The sequence below is a fragment of the Rhizobium sp. SVR5-2C genome, assembly GCF_056755115.1.
In genome coordinates, this window is record NZ_JBNDHT010000325.1 from 1 (window position 1) to 530 (window position 530).

Genomic DNA, 530 nt, shown 5'->3' on the forward strand with positions numbered 1-530 from the left:
TAAACCGAGCGTCTCGGCCCAGGTGACCATCGTGCCGTAGCGGCTGATCTCGTAATGTTCCACAGCCTGTGCGGCGGCGAGAAGGCCCGGATCAAGCGCCGCCGTGCCCTTGAACGCCTCCATGACTTCCTTGCCTTCCTCGATGATGCCGAGGATGGCATTGCAGGTCTTCGGCTGCGCCGGCTTGCCCATCAGTTCGAAGGCCTGTTCCAGCCGCGTTACGTGATCTTCGGTCTGACCGCGATGGGTCTCGAATGCCTCCTTGAGATCAGGCGATTGCGCGGCTTCGGCCATCTTGGGCAGGGCCGTCAGTATCTGCTTTTCCGCGAAGTAGATGTCCTTGAGGGTCTCATAAAGGAGATCGTTGAGGTTTTTTGATTCTGCCATGTCGATGTTCCCTGTGTTGAGATGATTATGGGTTCCGGTCGCGTGTATATTCTTCAAGGATGGGGCCTGGCTTCGTGCCAGCCACACCGCCGAACCAAGCTGCAATCACGCCGAGAACGAGTGCGAGGAAGCCGAGCAGAGCG

Annotated in this window: 1 protein-coding gene; it reads right to left on the reverse strand. The window is 58.5% G+C overall.

Annotation, left to right across the window (positions count from 1 at the left end; genetic code table 11):
* Window positions 1-387: YciE/YciF ferroxidase family protein (locus ACPYOI_RS35935; RefSeq protein WP_481424154.1), on the reverse strand; the 387-nt coding region annotated here is incomplete at its 3' end.
* Window positions 388-530: the final 143 nt, after the last annotated feature.